At 60.9% G+C, this 14,047-nt stretch carries 13 protein-coding genes; 7 read left to right on the plus strand and 6 right to left on the minus strand.

Annotation, left to right across the window (positions count from 1 at the left end):
• Positions 1 to 59 precede the first annotated feature (59 nt).
• On the minus strand, positions 60 to 482 hold the full coding sequence (gene ndk / locus AC1PUL_RS10525; RefSeq protein WP_298462114.1) for a nucleoside-diphosphate kinase: 423 nt from the start codon (positions 480 to 482) through the stop codon (positions 60 to 62).
• A 117-nt stretch (positions 483 to 599) separates the two neighbouring features.
• Positions 600 to 1,283 carry a glutathione S-transferase family protein gene (locus AC1PUL_RS10530; protein WP_480468323.1) on the minus strand — a complete coding sequence of 228 codons (684 nt, stop codon included), beginning with the start codon at positions 1,281 to 1,283 and terminating at the stop codon, positions 600 to 602.
• A gap of 135 nt (positions 1,284 to 1,418) precedes the next feature.
• Here AC1PUL_RS10530 and AC1PUL_RS10535 point away from each other — a divergent pair, with 135 nt between their 5' ends.
• Complete coding sequence (locus tag AC1PUL_RS10535; protein ID WP_480468325.1) at positions 1,419 to 1,925, plus strand: DinB family protein; 507 nt, start codon at positions 1,419 to 1,421, stop codon at positions 1,923 to 1,925.
• A gap of 96 nt (positions 1,926 to 2,021) precedes the next feature.
• Here AC1PUL_RS10535 and AC1PUL_RS10540 read toward each other — a convergent pair whose 3' ends face one another.
• Both AC1PUL_RS10540 and AC1PUL_RS10545 read right to left on the minus strand, forming a co-directional pair.
• Positions 2,022 to 3,614, minus strand: a complete 1,593-nt coding sequence (locus tag AC1PUL_RS10540) for a methyl-accepting chemotaxis protein (RefSeq protein ID WP_480468327.1) — start codon at positions 3,612 to 3,614, stop codon at positions 2,022 to 2,024.
• Positions 3,611 to 3,910 (minus strand): hypothetical protein, encoded by a 300-nt coding sequence (locus tag AC1PUL_RS10545; protein ID WP_480468329.1) that lies wholly within the window; start codon positions 3,908 to 3,910, stop codon positions 3,611 to 3,613. Before AC1PUL_RS10545 ends, AC1PUL_RS10540 begins: the two co-directional genes overlap by 4 nt.
• Before the next feature lie 263 nt (positions 3,911 to 4,173).
• Here AC1PUL_RS10545 and AC1PUL_RS10550 point away from each other — a divergent pair, with 263 nt between their 5' ends.
• From AC1PUL_RS10550 to AC1PUL_RS10570, 5 genes are all read left to right on the plus strand, one after another.
• Positions 4,174 to 5,196, plus strand: a complete 1,023-nt coding sequence (locus AC1PUL_RS10550; protein WP_480468331.1) for a GGDEF domain-containing protein — start codon at positions 4,174 to 4,176, stop codon at positions 5,194 to 5,196.
• A gap of 67 nt (positions 5,197 to 5,263) precedes the next feature.
• On the plus strand, positions 5,264 to 7,153 hold the full coding sequence (locus AC1PUL_RS10555; protein ID WP_480468333.1) for an ABC-F family ATP-binding cassette domain-containing protein: 1,890 nt from the start codon (positions 5,264 to 5,266) through the stop codon (positions 7,151 to 7,153).
• Between the two features lie 165 nt (positions 7,154 to 7,318).
• Complete coding sequence (locus AC1PUL_RS10560) at positions 7,319 to 7,711, plus strand: helix-turn-helix domain-containing protein (protein WP_480464776.1); 393 nt, start codon at positions 7,319 to 7,321, stop codon at positions 7,709 to 7,711.
• Positions 7,712 to 7,751: 40 nt separating this feature from the next.
• Entirely contained in the window at positions 7,752 to 8,270 is a 519-nt protein-coding gene (locus tag AC1PUL_RS10565; protein WP_480464775.1) for an IS630 family transposase, read from the plus strand.
• 320 nt (positions 8,271 to 8,590) lie between these two features.
• Positions 8,591 to 10,543: a HAMP domain-containing methyl-accepting chemotaxis protein gene (locus AC1PUL_RS10570; protein ID WP_480468335.1), complete on the plus strand. Its 1,953-nt coding sequence runs from the start codon at positions 8,591 to 8,593 to the stop codon at positions 10,541 to 10,543.
• A gap of 72 nt (positions 10,544 to 10,615) precedes the next feature.
• Here the strand turns inward: AC1PUL_RS10570 and AC1PUL_RS10575 are convergent, their stop codons facing one another.
• Together AC1PUL_RS10575 and AC1PUL_RS10580 are read right to left on the minus strand one after the other, a co-directional pair.
• Positions 10,616 to 11,065, minus strand: coding sequence for a DNA polymerase III subunit chi (locus AC1PUL_RS10575; protein ID WP_480468555.1), 450 nt, complete (start codon positions 11,063 to 11,065; stop codon positions 10,616 to 10,618).
• 17 nt (positions 11,066 to 11,082) lie between these two features.
• Positions 11,083 to 12,579 carry a leucyl aminopeptidase gene (locus tag AC1PUL_RS10580; protein WP_480468337.1) on the minus strand — a complete coding sequence of 499 codons (1,497 nt, stop codon included), beginning with the start codon at positions 12,577 to 12,579 and terminating at the stop codon, positions 11,083 to 11,085.
• A 269-nt stretch (positions 12,580 to 12,848) separates the two neighbouring features.
• Here AC1PUL_RS10580 and lptF point away from each other — a divergent pair, with 269 nt between their 5' ends.
• Positions 12,849 to 14,015, plus strand: coding sequence for an LPS export ABC transporter permease LptF (lptF, locus tag AC1PUL_RS10585; RefSeq protein ID WP_480468339.1), 1,167 nt, complete (start codon positions 12,849 to 12,851; stop codon positions 14,013 to 14,015).
• Positions 14,016 to 14,047: the final 32 nt, after the last annotated feature.

The following is a 14,047-nucleotide window of genomic DNA, read 5'->3' on the forward strand; positions in this document are numbered from 1 at the left end:
TTTCGGCCCCGGTTCTTCAATTCATTCAGCCTCTTGAGGCGCAAGCCTCAGGACTTGATTCAGCCGACGATCTCGGTGTCGGCGAACCAGTACTTGATTTCCTGGGCAGCGGTTTCCGGAGCATCCGAACCGTGGACCGAGTTTTCGCCGATCGAGAGGGCGAACATCTTGCGGATGGTGCCTTCGTCGGCGTTGGCCGGATTGGTGGCGCCCATGATCTCGCGGTTCTTCAGGATGGCGTTTTCGCCTTCGAGAACCTGAACGACGGTCGGGCCCGAGGTCATGCCTTCAACCAGTTCGCCGAAGAAGGGGCGATCCTTGTGAACCGCGTAAAAGCCTTCGGCTTCGCGCTTGCTCATCCATACGCGCTTTGAAGCGACGACGCGCAGGCCGTTGTCTTCGAAGACCTTCGTGATCGCACCGGTCAGGTTGCGCTTGGTGGCATCGGGCTTGATCATCGAGAAGGTGCGTTCAATCGCCATCTGTCTCATCCTTTTGTCTGTCAGGGAAAGTGGGCGGTATCTACCCGCCCCGAATCACGAAGACAAGAGGGGTTTTCGAATTTCACGATGACGTCACAATCGGTTCGCTTGCGGTGCTCACGCCACCTGGCGCGCCACACCGTTGTAGAGACCGAGGCAGCGGTCGAACCAGAGGCTGACCGGGTCGTCGGATGGCAGATGCAGGGCCCCGGTGGTGATCCTCAGCCACTGCAGCGCGCCGAACAGGATATAGTCGCCGAAGAGCGGCGTTGCGCCACCGACAAACGGCTGGAAGGCCAGCATGTGGCGGAGCGGCTGCAGGGCCGCAGGCAAGGCGGCTATTGCGGCCTCCCGCCCGGCGGCCATTTCCTCGAAGGTCCGTCCGAGACGCTCTTCGCGGCTCTTGCGGAAATAGGCCTGGTCGGTCGGAGCGAGCATGTCATGGATGTCGATCAGCGCGATCTTGGTGATCGCCCCGTGGACAACATGCTGGGAATAACCCTCGATCAGGCGCGCTGCGGCAACACCGCCCTCTCCGCCGAACAGGCTCGGTTGCTCCGGATAGGCCTCTTCCAGGTAGAGCGCGATGCGGAAGCTATCGGAAATCAGCTGCTGATCGTCCCGAAGAATGGGCACCGTCCTGGAGAAGCCGCCCTCCACCGTCGGGATCGCGGTAAAGGCGAGCGGCCGCTCTTCGAAGGCGAGGCCCTTGTGGTGAAGGGCCATAACCGCCTTCCAGCAATGCGGCGAGAAGGGACGGGCGGCATCCGCGCCACACAGCGAATAGAGCGTGATTGTCATCGGGTTCTCCTAGCTTCGCGCCAGACAAGCCGATCCTTGGGCCAGATGCAAATCAGCTTTTTTCATGGATCCCATCACCCCCATTTCGGTCGAAGCCCGCTAGACTGCGCGCCTGACCATATTCAGGAGTGCACCATGCAGAACTACCAGATGCTCGCAGCCTACAATGCCTGGGCCAACCGGCTCCTCTATGCCGCCGCTTCGGAGCTCTCCGAAGTCGAGCTCCATCGCGACACCGGCGCCTTCTTCGGGTCGGTCTTTGCCACGCTCAGCCATATCCTCACAGCGGATCGGGTGTGGCTCAACCGCTTTACTGGCGAAGGCCCGAAGCCCAAGGCACTGGACGAAAAACCCTACAAGGAATTCAAGGATCTGATGGCGGCACGTGTCGAGGAGGATGCACGCATCATGCGCACCGTCGAGACGCTCACACCGGAAAAACTCGAAGCGCCCTTCACCTACACACCGGTCACGTCGCTGGAGTTGGTGACCCACAAACTCTGGCCGGCGCTGACCCATTTCTTCAACCACCAGACCCATCATCGCGGTCAGGTGCATGCCGGGCTGACATCCATGGGCAAACCGAGCCTTGCCCTTGATCTGATCTACTTCGTCCGCAGCGAGGGGAAGCAGTGGCTCTGAGTCTAGATCGCTTCGTGTCTCGATTGTGATGCCCCAAAAGAAATGGGGCCGCGTTGATCGCGGCCCCATTCTGTATCTTCAACACCATGCTTTCGATCAGGCGGCGCGACGTGTGTCGTGACCCGCTCCGGAGCCGAGTGCGAACTGGGTCATGAGACGGTCGAGCGTGGCGGCCTCCTGGACGAGCTGCTGGATCGCAGCGCTGGACTCCTCCACCATGGCGGCGTTCTGCTGGGTGTTCTTGTCAATATGGCCGATGGCCAGATCGATCTCAGCGAGCCCCTGGGCCTGACTTTTGGCACCGTCGATGATCTTGCAGATCTCGCGGCTGATCGCCTGAACCTCTGTCGAGATCGTGCTCAGCGCCTCGCCAGCCTGGTCGACGAGCGAGACACCATGACGGACCTCGTCACCGGAGGCATTGATGAGGGCCTTGATTTCCTTGGCCGCCGTCGCGGAACGCTGGGCAAGCTCCCGAACCTCCTGGGCAACCACGGCAAAGCCCTTGCCGGCTTCACCGGCCCGCGCAGCTTCGACACCGGCATTGAGGGCGAGCAGGTTCGTCTGGAAGGCGATCTCGTCGATGACTCCAATGATGTTCGAGATCGACTGAGACGACTGTTCGATGCGGCTCATGGCGGACACCGCGTCGGTGACGATCGTCCCCGACCGTTCGGCTCCGGTGCGCGCCTGATCGACCAGCTTGCCCACCGCATCGGCGACTGAAGCAGTCTGCTTGACGGTGGCCACGACGCTCGACAGAGCGGACGCGGTCTCTTCAACAGAGGCTGCCTGTCGTTCGCTTCGCGCGGAAAGGTCGTTGTTCGCATGTCCGATCTGGCTGGTCCCATGACGGATGACAGTTGCGACCTGACCGACCTGCGAGAGCGCCGCGTCGAGCTTCTGAACCGAGGCGTTGAACGAGGTGCGCAACTCATCAAGGGCTCCCGTGAAGGAGGTATCGATGCGGCAAGACAGATCACCGTCGGCCAGCCGCTGCAGAGACCTGGCGAGGGCCGCGACGGCAAATTCAACAGCCTCGCTCTCGCGTTCCTTTTCCTCTTCCCGCTTGCGGCGCGCAGTTTCGGCCGCAGCATCGGTCCGGCGGGCGTGATCCGCCATATCGACCGCTTCACGGCTGGCCGAAACCGCGTCTGCAACAGCCTTATCAGACACATCAAATGCCTGAACGACGGCCGAGGTCAGGGCAATCAACACGGTGCTTTGGACAATCAAGACGACCGCATGCAAGAGGACGCGCGAGAAATCGGATTCGCCCGGAAAAACTGCAAGCGGCATGACGACGAAAAGCAGCAAGTGATGGACTGCAACGAGGGCGGCATAACCGACGATCGCACGCCAATCGATCCAGGCAGCACTGATCGCGAGGCTCGCGAAGAAATACATATGGATGTCAATTTGCAACGGAGAGCCTTGGAAGGCGAAAACGAGGATGGCGACCGTTGCCGCATTCGCCATGGACGTCACCATCCGGGTGGTCGCACCGGTATGATCCCGGGACCAGATCACGGTCGCGGGCACCAGCAAGACGAGGGCCCCGATGATCATCGTCCAGTCCACGCCCTCCTCGCGCAGGAAGTTGCGTAGGACGATAAGGGCAAAGTTCACCCAGAGGAGACCGATAATTCCATAGGACGCCCGCTCGCGGAGCTTATTCAGTTCATTCATGTGTTTAGTCCTTGAAGGCACCCCAGTGCCAGATCATGATTGATGACGAGCAGTGCGCCCGCATCGAGAAGTCGCTTCGGAAAGTCCGGAGCTTGGGAATAGGCGACGGACATCCATGGAACCTTGCCCGCCCATACGAAGGCTCCGCCAGCCTTTTCCAGAACCGCCATGTTGCCGATCGCCTCGAGGCCAGGCGACGTCACGACGAGAACAAACGGCCCGGATGGTCTCGCAGCAATCATGGCGAGCGCCACGACTGCCAGAAGGAAATAGGCTGCGGGTAGGGTCAGTTTCATGCTGCGGTCTCTCACGTCGCGTCTGCGGGCAAGCGTCAAAAGCTGCGTGAGACGATACATTTAATAAAACTTTTATATTCCTGTTTTGATTAACATTTTCTAACTCACCCTTAAATCTCTAAGGGTTTGCGCGCATCTGTCGCAGCCGATGGTTCCTTCAGCCGAGTTAACCGTTTCGTATCCGCCAGCCTGGTACAGTCATGCCGACTGGTCATTGTCAGTTGATAATGCCGCCGCCCCTCAGAGATTTCCGGACATCCCCCATGAGCACATCGGCAAATGATCTTCAGAAGATCACCGCCTTCATGCTGAAACAGCAGATCGCCGGGTTCCCCCGCAACTTCGAGCTCATCCACGAAGCCTTCAGCGGAGGCAATCCGGAGCTGGCGCGGGAGCTTCAAGACCTCGGCGCCCGTCCGGCGCAGGCGGCACTCGACAATCTTGGCCTCAAACATCGCCTGCCTGGCCATTGCGGCGTGTCTGCCGAGCGGTTGCAAGGCGACACCCTGAAGAGGGTGGCAGCACTCAGCGATCATCTGGCACTTGGCCTGACCCAGAAACGCGCTTTCACCAACTCCGTCGAAAGCGTCATCCGTTCTATTCGCGAAGACGTTTCCGTCGGCATCGATCAATTGCTCGGTGAACTCGACCTCCTTGCCTCGATCGCGAGTGACATGGTTCGGGCGGAGACCGCTCTGACAGCTCAGGTGTCGGAGACGCTGGAAAGCTTAATGAGTGCCGATCGCGCCATTCAGGCAACACAGGCAGCGATGACGCGGGACAGGCTGACCGGCCTGCCCAACCGCATCAGCCTCTTCCGGACCTTGGAAGAAACCCATAGCGAATCCTCGCCCTCGCATCCCTCGGCTCTGGTTTTGATAGAGATCCTCGACCTATCCGGCCTGCAGCAGCAGTATGGGGAGGAGGCCGTCGGAAAGCTGATCAAGGGGCTCGCCGGCATCTTCCGCAAGGCGATCAAGAAACAGGACGTCATCGCCCGGATCGAAGCGGATACCTTCGCCTTCATCTTCAATGGCATCAATGCCGACGAAGCGCATGTGATTGCCGAACGTCTGTTCATGACGGCCGAAAACAATCTCGTCTTCGCCTCAGAAGCCACCCATGACCTTGGCGGTCTGCCGCTTGCGATCGGCCATGCCATGGCGCATGAAGCATCCGATCCGACAAGCTGGCTGGCCATCGCCAAGACGGCGACCATCCTTGCCCGCCAGAACCCGCGCCAACCCATCATCGGCTACAAGCCGGGGCAGAGGCAGGTCGCCTGAAACAGCAGGGTCGATGCACCGGTCGCCCGCTTGCCTTTGGCCGTGACATCGGCCAAAAGCCAGAACCATGATCACGATCACCGACATTTCCGCCCGCGTCGCCGGACGCCTGCTTATCGACCATGCCAGCGTCTCGCTGCCGGCCGGGACCAAGGCCGGTCTCGTCGGCAAGAACGGGGCCGGCAAGTCGACGCTGTTTCGGATCATCACCGGCGATCTCGCCTCCGAAAGCGGCTCGATCTCGATCCCCAAGAATGCCCGGATCGGCCAGGTGGCGCAGGAAGCGCCGGGTACGGAAGAGTCGCTGATCTCGATCGTGCTATCGGCCGACAAGGAGCGGACGGCCCTGCTCGCTGAAGCGGAGACGGCCACGGATCCGCTGCGGATTGCCGAGATCCAGACGCGGCTTGCCGATATCGGTGCGCATTCAGCCGAGGCGCGCGCGGCGACCATTCTTTCCGGCCTCGGCTTCGACCACGAGGCGCAGCTGCGCCCGGCCTCCTCCTTTTCCGGCGGCTGGCGCATGCGCGTGGCGCTTGCCTCGGTGCTGTTTGCCGAGCCGGACCTTCTGCTGCTCGACGAGCCGACCAACTATCTCGACCTCGAAGGCACGCTGTGGCTTGAAGACTATGTGCGGCGCTATCCGCATACCGTCATCATCATCAGCCATGACCGCGACCTTCTGAACACCGCCGTCAACTCGATCGTGCATCTCGACCAGAAGAAGCTGACCTTCTACCGCGGCGGCTATGACAGCTTCGAGCGGCAGAAGGCCGAGAACGACGAATTGCAGATGAAGGCCAAGGCGAAGAACGATGCGGCGCGCAAACACCTGCAGAGCTTCATCGACCGGTTCCGCGCCAAAGCGACCAAGGCCAAGCAGGCGCAGAGCCGCATCAAGGCGCTGGAGCGCATGGGCACGGTGGCCGCCGTGATCGAGGATCACGTCCATCCGATCACCTTTCCCGAACCCGAAAAGCAGCCCGCCTCCCCGATCGTGGCGATCTCGGGCGGCGTTGTGGGTTACGAACCGGGCAAGCCGATCTTGAAGAACCTCAATCTCCGGATCGACAACGACGATCGCATCGCCCTGCTCGGCTCGAACGGCAACGGCAAGTCGACCTTCGCCAAGTTCATCTCCGGCCGCCTTGAAGCCCAGGGCGGACAGCTGAAGACGGCGCCAAGCCTGAAGATCGGCTTCTTCGCCCAGCATCAGCTTGATGACCTGATCCCGAACGAGAGCCCTGTCGATCATGTCCGCCGCCTGATGCCGCAGGAGCCGGAAGCGAAGGTGCGCGCGCGCGTTGCGCAGATGGGGCTTGCGACGGAAAAGATGGAGACAGCCGCCAAGGATCTCTCTGGCGGCGAGAAGGCACGTCTGCTGATGGGGCTTGCGGCCTTCCACGCGCCGAACCTCCTGATCCTCGACGAACCGACCAACCATCTCGACATCGACAGCCGCAAGGCGCTGATCGAGGCGCTCAACGACTACGAGGGCGCCGTCATCCTGATTTCCCACGATCGCCACCTGATCGAGGCGACGGTCGACCGGCTGTGGCTGGTCAACAACGGCACCGTGACGAGCTTCGACGGCGACATGGAAGAATATCGCTCGCTGATCATCGCGTCCGGCAAGAAGCCCCAGGAAAAGGACAGGGGCGACAGCGGCGCTGACACTGTCAACAAGGCAGAGCAGCGCAAAGCGGCTGCCGACAAGCGGGCGAGCCTCGCGCCGCTGAAGAAAAAGATCAACGAAGTCGAAGCCTTGACGAAGAAACTGGAGACTTTGATTCAGGCGCTCGACAAGGAACTGGCCGACCCCGCCCTCTACGAGAAGGCGCCGGCCAAGGCCGCCGAGAAGGCCAAGCAGCGCGGTGAGGCAGCAGCGAAGCTGTCAGCCGCGGAAGAGCAGTGGCTCGAACTGTCGAGCGAATACGAAGAGGCCATGGCAGGCTGATTCTCCTGCCTCACGAGGCTACGCGCGCCGCTCACGCAAACGTTTGCGTGCAACCATCAAAGCTCGCACCTAAAAAGTAACCTAAAGCGTGTCGCGGCAAACGGGATTCAGGATTCCGGTTTTTCTTGATCTGTGATTGACTGTGCCCGTGGAAGGAGAAGCGCCATGGGCAAGCCGCATCCGATGGAGTTGCGTGAGCGTGTCGTTGCGTTTGTGAATGAAGGCAACAGCAATCGGGAAGCCGCCCGGCATTTCCGGGTTTCGCCCCGGTTCGTCAACAACATGATGATCCTGCATCGTTCCTCTGGTTCTCTTCGGCCTGCCAGACAGGGCCACCCGCCTGGCAGTAAACTTTCGCCGCATGGGGAATGGATCAGCGAGCGCGTAGCCCTCAATGGCGAAGTGACGCTGGACGAACTGTGTCTCGAACTGGCCGAGCGCGGCATCGAAGTCCACCGCGCAACCGTCGGGCGGTTTCTACATCGGCTTGGGCTCAGCAATAAAAAAAAGCCTCAAGGCAAGCGAGCAGCTCAGACCGGAGATCGCCAAGGCGCGTGATCTTTGGATTGGCCGGCGAAAGCGGTTCTTCAACAAGGCGTTGTCACGGCTCATCTTTATCGATGAGACGTCCACGAATACCCGTCTGACGAAGCGCACCGGATGGTCTGCCAAAGGCAGTCGCTTTGCGGCTTACGCTCCCTTCGGCCACTGGAAGACGCAGACATTCATCGCCGGACTGCGCTGCCATGGCCTGACCGCGCCATGGATTGTCGATGCACCCATGAACAGCCGCATCTTTGAAACATGGATCGAGACACAGCTTGCGCCGACACTGTCGCCCGGCGATGTTGTCATCCTCGACAATGTCGGCTTCCACAAAAGCGAGAAAGCCGAACAACTGGTCAAGGCGAAGGGGGCCTGGCTTCTCTTCCTGCCGCCCTATTCGCCGGACCTGAACCCCATCGAAATGGCGTTCTCAAAGCTCAAGGCGCTCTTGCGAAAGCGAGCAGCCAGGAGCTTCGACACGATTGCCCAAGCCCTCGGCGACATCATCGCCCTCTTCTCTGTCACTGAATGCCGAAACTTCTTCAAAGCCGCAGGATATGAGGCTGAATAAATGCGACACGCTTTAGCGATAACTGTGGTACACCATACCGTGTATTCGCGATCAATCGATGACTAAAGCTAGAATTTTAGGAAATCTTTAAGCATCCCTCCCGATTATATGCACTAATTCGAATACCCTGTTTCAATCCTAGGTGTGCGGTCCGCCGCATACAGTTCCCCCTTCCGGCACCGCCATGGAGGATGGCGAAGCTTTGCACGCGAGAGGACGTGTGAAGGCGCCGTATGTCGCCGCAGCGATGTTGTCTGCGGTTGGTTCCGTTTCGCGAAATGTCATGATGGCGCTGGCGAGTTCGAGAAATGATAGCGAAAATGACGAAAACCACGCTCTCGATCAAAGCATCCCTCGTGGGAGCTCTGTCGCTTCTGCTGCTTTTGCTTGTCCTCCAAGGCGCCTTCGCAATAATGTCGATGAACGGCGTCTTTTCCAACGTCCAAAGGCTCGCCCAAGGGTCGGTGCCGGTCGTGGACATCACGAACCGTCTGAACATTTCCATCGCCAACCTGCGTGCCCTGCAGACCCGCCACATTCTCAGCACGACGCCGGACACTCTTGCTGCGGCCGACGCAGCCGTCGCCCGGGAAGTCGAAAAGCTCCGCGACCGAATGGCACGCTACGAAGCCATGATCAGCCTGCCGGAAGAACGGCCGGCCTTCGAAGGCTTCAAGGCGAGCGCCGAGCGCTATCTGGCCGCCGGCGAGCGCATGATCGAACTCTCCCGCGCCGGCGACAAACAGGCGGCAGCGGCGCTGCTGACCGGCGAAATGGTCGTCGCCTATGACGAGATGGACGGTCATGCGGATACGTTCCGCGACGCCAATGTCGCGGCAGCCGAAGCCATGTACCAGGAAAGCGCCAGCGAATTCCGCTTTGCGCTGATGAGCAATATCGCCGTCCTGATCGTCGGTGCTCTCGCAGGCATTGCCGCCATGGTGTTCGTCGGCCGGGATGTCACCAAGCCGATCGAGCGCATGACGCGGGTTATGGGGCGCCTCGCCCGCAGCGACTTCGATGTCGAGATCGCCTATCTCGAGCGGCAGAACGAGATCGGCGACATGGCGCGCGCGGTCGACGTGTTCAAGCAGAACGGTCTCAGGGTGCGGGAAATGAACGCGCAGGAGCACCGGATGAAACAGCGCTGCGACGAATTGCAGGAAAGCATCGGCCAGGTTTGTGCCGCAGCCATTGCCGGCGACTTCACCCAGCGCATCGATCGCGACTTCGAATTCCCGGATCTCAATGCCTTCGCGACCTCGATGAACGACCTGGTGCGCTCGATCGACACCGGCCTTGCGGAAACGCGGCGCGTCATCGCCGGCCTGTCGGAAGGTGATCTGACCGATGCAATGCGTGGCGAGTTCCACGGTGCCTTCGCGGAACTGCAGGGCAATGTGAATGGCACGATGCAGGTTCTCAGAACCGTCGTCGCGGAAGTTCGCACTTCGATCGATCAGATCCGGTCCGGCTCCGGCGAATTGCGCTTCGCCTCGGACGATCTCGCCAAGCGGACCGAGCAACAGGCTGCCGCTCTCGAAGAGACCTCGTCCGCGCTGGAGGAAATCACCGCAGCCGTCCGACAGTCGACCGATACCGCACTTCAGGCGACACGCATGGTCGACGAGGCCCGCCGCAGCACCGAGGAATCAAGCTCGGTGGTCGGGGATGCGGTCGCGGCCATGGGCCGGATCGAGCAGGCCTCGGGCGAGATCGGCCAGATCATCAATGTGATCGACGAAATTGCCTTCCAGACCAATCTTCTCGCCCTCAATGCCGGCGTCGAGGCGGCGCGGGCGGGCGAGGCCGGCAAGGGCTTTGCCGTCGTTGCGCAGGAAGTGCGTGAGCTCGCCCAGCGATCGGCGGGCGCGGCCAAGGATATCAAGGCGCTGATCACCAAATCCGGTGAGGAAGTAGGCATCGGAGTGCGTCTGGTGACGGCAACCGGGGATGCGCTGTCGCGTATCAGGGACCATGTCGTTCACATCAACCAATCGGTTCATCAGATTGCGTCAGCGGCCAAGGAACAGTCCCACAAGCTGCAGGAGGTGAACACCGCCGTCGGCCAGATGGACCAGTTCACCCAGCGCAATGCCGCCATGGTCGAGGAGACGACTGCCAGCACCAACAGGCTGGCCGACGATGCGGTCAACCTGTCGCGGCTGATCAGCCACTTCAAGCTTGATACCGCCTCGTCCCGGGCAAGGTCGCCGGCGCCAGCGGCCAACGACATTGGGGCCGGGCCGCGACGAGCTACGGGCACCCGTTGAACCACGAGATCATACTGAACGACGAAGGGCCGCCCTGTGGCGGCCCTTCTGCATTCTCGCCACTTGAGGGTGTCAGGCCTTCTTTTCCCAACGCCCCTCCGAGGTTTGCTGCCAGTAGGTCAGCGAATGCCCCTCGCCCTTCAGGCGTTTCCACTGGGATCGGGCGCCATCGACCTGCTCTGCGTCGTAACCGTCGAAGACGAAGACGATACGGTCATAGGCCAGGTCCGCCGGTGGCTCGGCGCCATCGACGAGAAAGCGGACGCTTGCCTGGTTGACATTCTCCTGGCCGGTTGTCAGCAGCACCGGCTGGCGCTCCGGTGAAGCGCCGTCCTCCGTCCCATGGGGCAGAAAGCTCTCATCGCGATAGGTCCAGAGATGCACATCGAGCCGGTCACGCCGGTCGACATCACGGGTCTGGACCGCAACGCGCCAGCCGCGTTCGACGCTTTTCTCCAGAAGCGGGGGCAATGCGTCTTCCAGCTTCGATTCCGTCAAATGGTAGAAGAGAACGTCGGCCACGGTTGCGCTCGCCACCATCAGGATTCGTAGTGCGCGCGGACGAGTTCATCCAGCAAACGCACACCGTAACCGGAGGCCCAGGACTGGTTGATCTCATCGGTCGGCGAACCAATCGCGGTGCCCGCAATGTCGAGATGCGCCCAGGGCGTGTCCTTGACGAAGCGCTTCAAGAACTGGGCGGCGGTGATCGAGCCGGCCTGCCGCCCACCGGTGTTCTTCATGTCGGCAAACTTCGAGTCGATGAGCTTGTCGTAGTCCTTGCCGAGCGGCATGCGCCACAGCCGTTCGTTGGTCGTCAGGCCTGCGGCGAGCAGCTTCTCCGACAGATCGTCGTCATTGGAAAACAGGCCGGCATGCAGATTGCCGAGCGCAACACCGATCGCACCCGTCAGCGTGGCGAGATTGATCATGAAGGCCGGCTGGAAGCGGTCGTTGCAGTACCAGAGGGCATCACAGAGCACGAGACGGCCTTCGGCATCCGTGTTGATGACCTCGATCGTCTGACCCGACATCGAGGTCACGATATCGCCGGGACGCTGGGCGTTGCCATCGGGCATATTCTCGACGAGACCGAGGATGCCGATGGCATTCACCTTGGCCTTGCGGGCGGCCAGAACATGCATCAAGCCCGTGACGGCCGCCGCACCGCCCATGTCGCCCTTCATGTCCTCCATGCCACCGGCCGGCTTGATCGAGATGCCGCCGGTATCGAAGACCACACCCTTGCCGATGAAGGCGATCGGCTTCTCCTTCGACTTGCCACCCTTCCACTGCATCACCACCAGTCGAGGCGGACGGACCGAGCCTTGCGCCACGCCGAGAAGCGCGCCCATGCCGAGCTTCTTCATTTCCTTCTCGGTCAGGATCTCAACCTCGACGCCAAGCTTCTCCAACTCCTTGGCCTTTGCAGCAAATTCCAGCGGGCCGAGCACATTGGCGGGCTCGTTCACCAGATCGCGGGCGAGAATGACGCCATCGGCAATCGCTTCGGTTTCGGCAAATGCCTTCTTGGCCGCGGACGCCTCGGCGGTGACGATGGTCACTTTGATCGTCTTGTCGGCCTTGTCCTCCTCGTCCTCCGACTTCTTCTTGGTCTTGTAGGTGTCGAACTTGTAGGCCCGCAGCAGCATGCCGAGTGCAAAGTCGGCGGCGGCCTTCGGCGAGACCTCAAGTCCGGGTACGTCAAGATAGATGGTGGCCGTCTCGGCCCCCTTCAGCGCTGCCGTGGCAACGCCTCCGGCCTTCAGCCAGTCATGGGCGGAGAGGTTTTCTCCCTTGCCAAGGCCGAGAATGACCAGGCGATCGAGCGGGGAACCATGCGGCGCAACGATATCCAGCGTGGCGAGCGACTTGCCCGAGAACTTTCCGGCCTTGGCAGCGCGCGCATAGACATGGCCCGGATCTGCATCGGAAGCACCGGCCGGCGTCTCGGCGCCAGAGGTCGTCAACAGGATGGCCAGCCCTCCTGTCGGCGCATGAGACTTGGCAAAGGAAACGGAGAGTTTCAACGACATTTGGTGCACCTTGCATTCATGGGGAGAGATCCTGAAACGATCATGGTGTTTTCGCGAACGATGGCAAGAGTTTGGCCATCCGATTAAAGCCCAATCCCCTGTTTGCCGCAGCGACCGTCCCGGCGTGTCAGATTTATCGCGGTGATCCAAAAAAGGATTTCACCAAGCCGGGGAAATTGCCAATCGACGGTCGCCAAATCGCCGCAACCATCGTAGAGAAAGCCAATCCTCGGCGCGATGTGTGCGTGTCGCGCCTGCAAGGGAACCCTATGAAGATACTCGAACAATACATCCTGCGACGGGTTGTCCTGATGTTCCTCACGGCACTACTGCCGGTGCTGGCGATCATCTGGACCACGCAGGTGTTGCGCCGTATCAATCTGGTGACGGATAGCGGCCAGTCGGTTGGGTCTTTCATGTTGCTGGCAACGATGATCCTGCCGACGATCATCGCGACCGTTCTGCCCTTCGCCCTCGTCATCGGCATCACGCATACGCTGACCACGATGAACAACGATTCGGAGCTCGCGGTCATCGACGCTGCCGGTGCACCGCGACGGACGATCCAGCGCCCGCTTCTGATGCTGGCCGGCGGGCTCAGCATATTCTCGTTTGTGATGATGGGCTTCGTGGAGCCAGCGATGCGCGTGAACGTGCGCACGATGATCGCCACTGCCTATGCCGACCTCCTCTCCTCGGTGATCGAAGAGAAAACATTCCGCCAGATCGAGCCGGGGCTGTTCGTACAGATTTCGGAGCGGCAGGCGGGCCGTCAGATGAAGGGCTTGCTTGTGGCGGATTCACGCGATCCGTCGTCGGAACTCATCTATTATGCGCGAGAGGGTGCGGTCGAGGAAACCGGCAGGGCCCTCATCATGCAGGACGGAGAAGTACAGCGGAAGGCGCCGAATGGCGATGTAACCGTCATCCGTTTCGACCGATACGCGTTCGATCTTTCGGATCTCTCCGAGGAACGTGGTCAGGCGCGCTACGGTGCCAAAGACCGTGATATCGTCTACCTTGCGGATCCGGATCCCCTCGACGAGCGGTATGTCAACAGCCCGAACGATTTCTCGGCCGAGCTGCATCGGCGCATCAGTGCCTCGTTCTTCCCTCTCGTCTTTGCCGTCATCAGCCTGATGATGTGCGGTGACGCCCGTTCCCACCGCGAAGCCCGGCTCCATCCCATGGCATCCGCGCTGATTATGGCGTTGGCACTGTTCTGGGCTTCGAACTATGTCACATCGCTTGCGGAAGGATCGACCGCTTTCGTGCCTCTGCAGTATCTGGTTCCGCTTGCCAGCGGTGCGCTTGCCACCTTCATGCTTGTCACGAACCGTAGCCCGCGCCTTCCGAGAGCGGTATCCGCGCTTTTGCACAGGGCGGTCGCCACGACGCAGAAGCGGCTTGGCCAGAATGCGGGAGGAACGGCGTGATCTGGACCCTCGGCCTTTACTTTTTCCGCCGC

It is taken from the genome of Rhizobium sp. P43, from assembly GCF_056730705.1.